We start from the raw sequence: 3,236 nt of genomic DNA, 5'->3' as shown, positions 1-3,236 counted from the left end.
GGCGAGCGGCGAGGCCGATGTCTATCCGCGCACCGGGCCGACGATGGAATGGGATACCGCCGCGGGCGACGCGCTGCTGCGCGCGGCCGGCGGCACGACGCTGGATCCCGACAACCGTCCGTTCCGCTATGGCAAGCCGGGGTTCCGCAACACCGGCTTCGTCGCGGCGGGGCGCTACCGCCCCGCGCCGCTGCGGCCGTTCATCCGCGATTGAGATCGCCCGGCAAAGTTCGAAGTTCACACGAGTGAAAGCTCTCTCCCCTCCCTTCACCAGGGAGGGGGCGGGGGCGGGTTGGTGTGGGGGGCACCGGATCGCCAGCCTCATACCCACCCACCCCCAGCCCCCCCCTTCACCAGGGGAGGGGAGTAGGTAAGCGGGCGCGCCCGCCGCCGGCCATGCGCTTGCCCGATCCCCGCCGCAATTGGTTCATCGCAGCGAAAGAAACCGTGACATCAACGCAACAACCGCGGATTTCGGCCGGTTTTTTCGGTTTGCGGTGCAACAAATCGGGTGGCGGGCGGGTTCGATCAGTCCCGGTGCAGGGCGATGTGCTCGCCCCAGTATCCACCAGGGAAGGAGTAAAAGAGGTTTAGTCATGCGTAAATTCATGCTGTCCGCCGCGGCCGTCGCCGCGACCTTTGCTGCGCTGCCGGCGATCGCGCAGGATCAGGCCAGCGCGCCGGCACCCGACACCGACCGCGCCAACCGCATCGAGCCCTATTTCGGCGTGATGGGCGGCTGGGAAGGCTTCGACAACCAGCCGAACAAGGCCGGGATTCCGCCGGTCGCGTCGTCGGACAAGCTCAACGGCGGGCTGGTGCAGGCCGTGGCCGGGGTCAACGTCCCGGTCGGGCCGGTGTTCGTCGGCGCCGAGGGTAATGTCGCCAAGGGCTTCTCGGGCGATATCAATTGGGAATATGGCGCCGCGGGCCGCATCGGCGTGCGCGCCGGGCATAGCGGGCTGATCTATGGCAAGGTCGGCTATCAGTGGGTCAATTTCGACAAGCGCGTCGATACCGATCGCCACTATAACGACTGGACCTATGGCATCGGCTTCGAAGTCGGCCCGCGGGATCTGGGCGCCCAGAGCGACGGCGGGATCCGCCTGCGCGGCGAGGTTTCGACCTTCGGCAATTTCCACAGCTTCCGCCCGATGATGGGTCTGGTCAAAGCGTTCTGAGGTAACGTCATGCCGGTTCGCGCACGCGTAGCGTAACTGTGCGCGCATGACGGAAGGGCGGGGGCCGGCGACGGTTCCCGCCCTATTTCAATATTGTGCGTTCAATCCAGACCATTCCGCTCGCCCTGAGCCTGTCGAAGGCCGTCCTGCCGTCCGAGAGGTGGGGCTGCCCTTCGACAAGCTCAGGGCAACGGGTCATATGTCGCCCTAACGCCCCATCGCATTGGCGAGGGTGGCGAGGTCGCGCTGGTCGACCGCGCTGCCGGTCGCGTCGGTCGCCTCGGTCGCGGCATTGGCGGTCGTCGCGTTGGCGGCGGCGTGGCCGCCCGGTTTGACCCCGGCCACCTCGATCGCGAACCACAGGATCCCGGCGGCCCACCACAGGGCCGCCCAACGGCTGCGGAACAGGCGCGGCGTCGGCAACATGCCGGCGATGATGCGGGGCAAAGGTTAACGTGCGGTGCGCGGGGACGCGCTTGACGAGGCGCAGGATGTGTGATGGTATTTCATTACATATCGAGGGGATGTGCTATGCGCCGAGTCCGTTCGTTTGCGTCGCCTGTCGTTGCCGAGGAACCGATCGGGACGATCAACACCACGCCGCTGATCGACGTGATGCTGGTGTTGCTGATCATGTTCGTGATCACCATTCCGCCGATGCTCAATCAGGTGCCGATGGAATTGCCGCAGCCGGCGCCTGCGCGCACGCTGCCGATCACGACGCACCGGCTGGAATTGCTGAGCGACGGCGGGTTGCGGCTCGACGGGGCGGCGGTGGATCAGGCCGGATTGAAGGCGAGGCTCGCGCTATTGCGTGCCGATCCGCAGAATTCACTGGTGATCCGCAGCGACGCCGCGACGCGCTACGGCCTGTTCGTCGAGACGCTCGCGACGGTGAAGCGCGCGGGGATCACCCGGCTCGGCTTCGAGGGAAATGCGCAATTCGCGCGGGAGTGAGTGGCTGACGCTGAAGCATGACCACCTATCCTCCGTTCGCCCTGAGCTTGTCGAAGCCCTGCCTTTTTCTTCGCAAGGAAGAAAGACAGCCCTTCGACGAGCTCAGGGCGAACGGATTTTATGGCGCCTCCTGCTTTACGCCTGGCGTTCAGCGAAATCGAACGAGCGAGGGGCGGCACGCGCCGCCACTCGCGGGCTCACTCCGCGGCGACGCCGGCCGCCGAGAACATATCGCCTTCGCCGCCCGAGGCATCCTCGTTCGCCGCCTTGCCGGCCTTGGCCTTCTGGCGCGTGTCGAAGCTGTCCCACACGTCGGACCATTGGCCGCGGGTCGCCGCCTTCGAATATTCGGTCGCGCGGGTCTCGAAGAAATTGGCGTGCTCGACCCCGTTGAGCAGCGGGGTGAGCCACGGCAGCGGGTGTTCGTCGATCATATAGATCGGCTTGAGCCCGAGCTGCCCCAGCCGCCAGTCGGCGATGTAGCGGATATATTTCTTGATATCCTTGGGCGCCATGCCGTTGACCGGCCCCATCTCGAACGCGAGGTCGATGAAATTATCCTCGAGCCGCACGGTCGTCTGACAGACATCGGCGATATCGTCCTTCACCGCCTTGGTCAGGCAACCGCGCTCCTTCACGAAGGTGTGGAACAGGCGGATGATCCCCTCGCAATGCAAGCTCTCGTCGCGCACCGACCAGCTGACGATCTGCCCCATGCCCTTCATCTTGTTGAAGCGCGGAAAGTTCATCAGCATCGCGAAGCTGGCGAAGAGCTGCACCCCCTCGGTGAACCCGCCGAACATCGCCAGCGTCCGCGCGATATCCTCGTCATTCTCGACCCCGAAGCGCTGGAGGTAATCGTGCTTGTCCTTCAGCTCGGCATAATCGAGGAACGCGCCATATTCGCTTTCCGGCATGCCGATCGTGTCGAGCAGATGGCTGTAGGCGGCGATATGCACCGTCTCCATGTTGCTGAACGCGGTCAGCATCATCTTGATCTCGGTCGGCTTGAACACGCGGCCGTATTTCTCGTGGTAGCAATCCTGCACCTCGACGTCCGCCTGGGTGAAGAAGCGGAAGATCTGCGTCAGCAAATTG

Annotated in this window: 5 protein-coding genes; 3 read left to right on the top strand and 2 right to left on the bottom strand. The window is 64.8% G+C overall.

The features are described from left to right. The coding region (locus tag BGN95_RS20360) for an inositol monophosphatase family protein (RefSeq protein ID WP_286773827.1) at positions 1 to 214 on the top strand (214 nt) is incomplete at its 5' end. Between the two features lie 382 nt (positions 215 to 596). Further along, positions 597 to 1,181, top strand: a complete 585-nt coding sequence (locus BGN95_RS20355) for an opacity protein (protein ID WP_265271502.1) — start codon at positions 597 to 599, stop codon at positions 1,179 to 1,181. Between the two features lie 207 nt (positions 1,182 to 1,388). On the opposite strand, the gene BGN95_RS20350 is transcribed toward BGN95_RS20355, so the two are convergent. After that, positions 1,389 to 1,607, bottom strand: coding sequence for a hypothetical protein (locus BGN95_RS20350; protein ID WP_286773826.1), 219 nt, complete (start codon positions 1,605 to 1,607; stop codon positions 1,389 to 1,391). Positions 1,608 to 1,712: 105 nt separating this feature from the next. On the opposite strand from BGN95_RS20350, the gene BGN95_RS20345 reads away from it, so the two are divergent. Next, the gene (locus BGN95_RS20345; protein WP_179512112.1) at positions 1,713 to 2,138 is read left to right on the top strand and encodes an ExbD/TolR family protein; all 426 of its coding nucleotides are present in this window, start codon (positions 1,713 to 1,715) and stop codon (positions 2,136 to 2,138) included. Between the two features lie 197 nt (positions 2,139 to 2,335). Here BGN95_RS20345 and BGN95_RS20340 read toward each other — a convergent pair. Then, a partial coding sequence (locus BGN95_RS20340) for a ribonucleotide-diphosphate reductase subunit beta (RefSeq protein WP_286773825.1) occupies positions 2,336 to 3,236 on the bottom strand: 901 nt, incomplete at its 5' end.

This window comes from Sphingomonas sp. 66-10 (assembly GCF_001897045.1).
GTDB lineage: Bacteria > Pseudomonadota > Alphaproteobacteria > Sphingomonadales > Sphingomonadaceae > Sphingomonas > Sphingomonas lycopersici.
Note: the sequence above shows the minus strand (reverse complement) of the source record. Positions and strands in the feature narration are given on the sequence as shown.